This is a genomic window from Brevibacterium sp., from assembly GCF_022712115.1.
In the GTDB taxonomy this organism is placed as follows: Bacteria; Actinomycetota; Actinomycetes; order Actinomycetales; family Brevibacteriaceae; genus Brevibacterium; species Brevibacterium salitolerans.
On sequence record NZ_JALAHB010000184.1, the window covers coordinates 1 to 5220 of the forward strand.

General features: G+C 71.8%; 4 protein-coding genes. All 4 read left to right on the forward strand.

Annotated elements, in window-relative coordinates; genetic code table 11:
* Positions 1-24: 24 nt before the first annotated feature.
* Positions 25-1671: a long-chain-fatty-acid--CoA ligase gene (locus tag Q0A33_RS10350; protein ID WP_291795950.1), complete on the forward strand. Its 1647-nt coding sequence runs from the start codon at positions 25-27 to the stop codon at positions 1669-1671.
* 47 nt (positions 1672-1718) lie between these two features.
* Positions 1719-3062: an alpha/beta fold hydrolase gene (locus Q0A33_RS10355; protein ID WP_363316573.1), complete on the forward strand. Its 1344-nt coding sequence runs from the start codon at positions 1719-1721 to the stop codon at positions 3060-3062.
* 180 nt (positions 3063-3242) lie between these two features.
* Positions 3243-4529: an acyl-CoA dehydrogenase family protein gene (locus Q0A33_RS10360; protein WP_291795951.1), complete on the forward strand. Its 1287-nt coding sequence runs from the start codon at positions 3243-3245 to the stop codon at positions 4527-4529.
* Between the two features lie 112 nt (positions 4530-4641).
* Positions 4642-5220: acyl-CoA dehydrogenase family protein (locus tag Q0A33_RS10365; RefSeq protein ID WP_291795953.1), on the forward strand; the 579-nt coding region annotated here is incomplete at its 3' end.

The window sequence follows — 5220 nt, forward strand, 5'->3', positions numbered from 1 at the left end:
CCCCGAAGAGGACCCCGGACGCACATGACCCCCTGGAAGACCGAGCTCACCCCCCTCTCGTTCCTCTCCCGCTCCGCGGAGGTCTTCCCGGAGAAGGAGGCCCTGGTCTACGGCGACCGGAGCTGGACGTACGCACAGCTCCTCGCCGCCGCGGAGGAGCGCGCCCATGCGCTGCGTGCCGCAGGGATCCGGCCCGGCGACCGGGTGGCCTACATGCTGCCCAATGTTCCGGAGATGCTCATCAGCATGTACGCGGTGCCGCTCGCCGGTGCGGTGCTGGTGCCGGTGAACACGCGCCTGGCCCCGGAGGAGGTCCGCTACATCTGCGACCACGCCCAGGTCTCCCTCCTGGTCGTGGACACCGTGCACTGGCCGGCGCTCACCGCCGTGGCACCGGAGCTGGAGACCGTGCGGACCATCGTCCTCGCGGAGGACCCCCTCCACGCGGACCAGCCGGTGGGACGCGCCCACCCCGCAGGCACCCATGTGGTGACGCTCGAGGAGCTGCTCGAAGGGGCCTCGGCGGACGATTCCGCACTCGTCTGGGCGGTCGACGACGAGGATGCGACTCTGTCGATCAACTACACCTCCGGAACCACCGGCCGGCCCAAGGGCGTCGAATACTCGCACCGGGGCGCCTACCTCAACTCCTTCTCGGAGATCGTCCACTCGGGCTTCGGCACGGACACCGCCTACCTGTGGACCCTGCCCATGTTCCACTGCAGCGGCTGGTGCACCGGCTGGGCGGTCGCCGCGGCGGGCGGGGTGCAGGTCTGCCTGCGCGAGGTGCGGGGCCCGGTCATCTGGGACCTCATCGACCGCCACGGCATCACCCACCTCAACGGCGCGCCCACCGTCGTCACGACGATCATGAACGCTCAGGAGGCCCACACCCTCGACCACAGCCTGGTCGTCACGACGGCGGCTGCGCCGCCCAGCCCGGCCATGCTCAAACGCATGAACGCGATGGGCTTCCGGATCGTCCACGTCTACGGCCTCACGGAGACCTACGGTCCGTACACCGTGGGCCAGTGGCAGGAGGAGTGGGCGCAGCTGGACGACGACGCCCGCGCGGCGAAGCAGGCGCGGCAGGGGGTGGGCATGGTCACTGCCGAGCGCGTGCGCGTGGTGCGCACCGACACGGACGGCGAGGAGCTCATCGACGTGCCGGCGGCCGCGAGCACGATGGGCGAGGTGGTGATGCGCGGGAACAACGTGATGAAGGGCTACCACCGGGATCCCGAGGCCACCGCCAAGGCCTTCGCCGGCGGCTGGTTCCACTCCGGCGACCTCGCGGTCATGCACCCGGACGGGTACATCGAGCTCCGGGACCGGGCCAAGGACGTGGTGGTCTCCGGCGGCGAGAACATCTCGACCATCGAGGTGGAGCAGGCGATCTCCGCGCATCCGGACGTCCTCGACGTCGCGGTGGTGGGCGTCCCGGACGCGCACTGGGGCGAACGTCCCAAGGCGTTCGTGGTCGTGGCCGACGGGGCGGAGATCACGTCCGAGGACATCCTCGAGTTCCTCCGCGAGCGGCTCGCCCGCTACAAGAACCCGCGCGACGTGGAGTTCGTCCCGGTGCTGCCCAAGACCTCGACCGGCAAGATCCAGAAGCACGGCCTGCGGGAGAAGGAGTGGTCCGGGCACGCCGCCCGCATCCAGGGGTGAGTGCGGGGAGGGCCGTCCGGGTCCGTGCCAGCGCGTAGCCTGGTGCCATGATGAGCGACACCTCCTATGACATGCCCGGCCTGCACATCCGCGAGATCACCGTCGACGTCGACCTGGACGCAGCCGCTCCGGAGCGCGGCACGATCGAGGTCTTCGCGCGCGTCGCCACGGCCTTCGGCGGCGAGGACCGGCCCTACGCGGTCTACCTCCAGGGCGGGCCCGGTGTCGAGGCCCCGCGACCCTCGCTCTCCCCGGACAGCCCCGTCTGGCTGCCCCGCGTGCTCGAGGACTACCAGCTCATCCTCCTCGATCAGCGCGGCACCGGCCGCTCCACGCCCATCGGCATGGACACCCGGCTGCCCGCGTCCTTCACGCGGCACCCGGCGTCCGCCTCCGCGGGGCCCGAGGCGCCCGCGGCGACTGCCGGCCCTCCCGCCACCCTGCGCGAGGCCGGCGCAGAGGCGGCCGCCGAATACCTCACGCACTTCCGCGCGGACGGCATCGTCCGTGACGCGGAGGCGATCAGGGAGCACCTGGGGGCGGAGACGCTCACGCCCATCGGCCAGTCGTTCGGCGGCTTCACGACCCTGCACTACCTCAGCACGCACCCCGGATCGCTCGCAGGTGCGATCTTCACCGGCGGGCTGCCTCCCGTCGACCGCAGCCCGGAGGAGATCTACGCGACCACCTGGGACATCATGCGGGCGAAGACGCTCGCCTACTACCGGCGCTTCCCCGGGGACCGTGACCGGGTGGAGGCGCTCTGCGAACTCGCCGCCGACGGCCGCATCGTCCTCCCCCACGGCGACGTCGTCTCCCCGGCCCGTCTGCGCACGGTCGGCCACCTGCTGGGAGCGACGGGAGGTGCGGAGCAGCTCCACTGGCTGCTGGGCCTCGACCCGCAGAGCGCGGCGTTCCGCCACGACCTCGCCTCCGCCCTGCCCTTCGCCGGCCGCAACCCGCTCTACGCCGTCGTCCACGAGTCCTCGATGTCGAACGGGTACGCCACCCGCTGGGCGGCCGACCGCTCGATGCCCCGCGACTTCCGCGACGATCCCACCCTGCTGGGCGGCGAGCACATCCATCGCGGGCTCTTCGACGAGGACGCGGAGCTGCGCGAGTGGAAGGACATCGCGGAGCGCATCGCAGAGCACGAGTGGCCGTCGCTCTACGACCCCGAGGCCCTGCGCCGCGCCGAGGTCCCCGCGGCCGCGGCCGTCTACTTCCGTGACGCCTACGTGCCGACGGAGGACTCGCTGCGGACCGCGGCGCTGCTCCCGCGGATGACGCCGTGGGTGACGAGCTCCTGGGAGCACAACGGGATCCGCGCCTCCGGCACCGAGGTGATCTCCCACCTCATCGAGCTGGTGCAGGGCCGCCGTTCGGCCTGAGGCCGCACACCACGCCGGCGTCCGGCGGAAGGGCGCCGGCAGAGGGGCGGACGCGCAAGCCGGCACGCACTGCAGGGCAGCGGCCGAGGACACCTGTCGTCTTACAGATCGTGACGGTGCGCGTCGGAATGTGTTCTCCATGCCCCTCACCACGGCCCCACGGTCCGTAGCTTGTGTGGCATGACACAGAGCACGCTCACTTCCGCCCAGACGCCGGGCACCCCGCAGGGGTCCGCGCCCGCCGCATCCGCCACCGCTCCCACTGCATCCCGCTCCCCCTGGTCCGGACACCCGGAGGCGGAGGAGACCCGCCGCTGGACCGAGGTCGCAGAGACGGTCGCGGCCCAGCTGGCGGAGGACGTCCTCACCCGCGATGCCGCCGGCGGCGATCCCTTCGACTCTGTGCGCCTGCTCAAGGACTCCGGCCTCACCCGCCTCCTCGCACCCGCCGAGTACGGCGGCCACGGCGGGCACTGGTCCACGGCTTTCCGCGTGGTGCGGATCCTCGCCCGCACGGACGCCTCGCTCGCCCAGGTGCTCGCCTACCACTACAACAACGAGGAGAGCATCGTCTTCTCCGGTGATCCGGAGGTGCGGGAGACGTGGTACCGCCGCTCCACCGCCGGTGCCTGGGTCTGGGGCGACGCGGTCAACCCGGTGGACCCGGACCTCACCCTCACGGACACGGGCGCAGGCCTGGTGCTCAGCGGAACCAAGCGCTTCTGCACCGGCTCCGGCGTGGGTGACGCCCTGCTCGTCCTCGCCCGGATCTCCGGCGGCCCCCGCGACGGCCGCCTGCACCACGTGGTCCTGGAGCACGACCGCGCAGGAGTGGAGCACCACGACGACTGGGACCTCCTCGGTCAGCGACAGTCCTCCTCCGGCTCCGTGACCTTCCATGACGTGACCGTCTCACCGGAGGACGAGCTGGGTGGGGTGGACGATCCGTTCTCCACCCTGGTCACCCCGGCGATCCAGCTCTCGTTCGTCAACCTCTACGTGGGCATCGCAGAAGGCGCCCTGGCCCGCGGCCGCGAGATCACGAACGCCCGGAAGAACGCCTGGTTCCGCTCCGAGGCAGACCTCTACCGGCACGATCCGTTCGTCCTGCGTCTCTACGGCGAACTCACCTCCCAGACCGCGGCCGCAGCCGCTCTGGCGGACCAGGTCGCCCAGGAGTTCGAGGAGGTGATCGGCCAGGGCAATGCCGTGACCCGGGAGGCGCGCGGCGAGCTCGCCGTGCGCATCGCACAGGCGAAGGTGGTCTCCGACGCCGCAGGACTGGCCGCTGCGCATCAGGTGTACGAGGCGACCGGCTCGAGCTCCACGCGCGCAGGCGTGGGCCTGGATCTCTTCTGGCGCAACATCCGCACCCACTCCCTCCACGACCCGGTCGACTACAAGAAGCACGAGGTGGGCGACCGGTTCCTCAACGGCACGCTCCCGCCGGTCTCGCTCTACACCTGAGCCGCTCCGGCCGCCCCCGGGCAGCACCCGCTGCCTCCGGTCAGCACCTGCAGCACCTGCGCGGCGTCCCGGCCAGCGCCACCGTCCAGCCACACTCGCACACGGAGAATCCATGACCACCACAGCCCCTCCCGCAGCACCCGGCACCGCACCGGGCACGGCCTCCGCCGGGACCGCCTCCCGCGCCGCTTCCTCCCCCACCACCGCAGATCTCCTCGACCGTTTCTCCGAGCTCTTCGCGCGGATCCGGGCCGGGGCCGCGGAACGGGACAGGACGCGCACCCTCCCACGGGCGGAGATCACGGCCCTGGCCGAGGCCGGATTCGGCAGACTGCGGCTGCCCGTGGAGCACGGCGGGCTGGGCGCGGACCTCCCGCAGACCTTCGCAGTGCTCACGGAACTGGCCGCGGCGGACTCCAACCTCGCACAGATCTGGCGCGGACACCTCGCGTTCGTCGAGGACGTGCTGACCGCGCGCTCGCCGGAGTTCCGCGCCCGCTGGCTGCCGCGCCTGGCGAGCGGTGCAGTGGTGGGCAACGCCTGGACGGAACCGGGAGAAGGCGCACGCGGCATCGCCTCGACCACCGTGAGCGCCGCGGAGAGCGGCGGCGCCCGGGTCAACGGCACCAAGTTCTACACCACCGGCTCCATCTTCGCCGACTACGCCGACACCACCGTCACCGCCCCGGAC

Excerpts from the sequence above, each read along its gene's own strand:
- Q0A33_RS10350 (WP_291795950.1), top strand. The coding sequence starts at position 25 with ATGACCCCCTGGAAGACCGAGCTCACCCCCCTCTCGTTCCTCTCCCGC.
- Q0A33_RS10355 (WP_363316573.1), top strand. The coding sequence starts at position 1,719 with ATGATGAGCGACACCTCCTATGACATGCCCGGCCTGCACATCCGCGAG.
- Q0A33_RS10360 (WP_291795951.1), top strand. The coding sequence starts at position 3,243 with ATGACACAGAGCACGCTCACTTCCGCCCAGACGCCGGGCACCCCGCAG.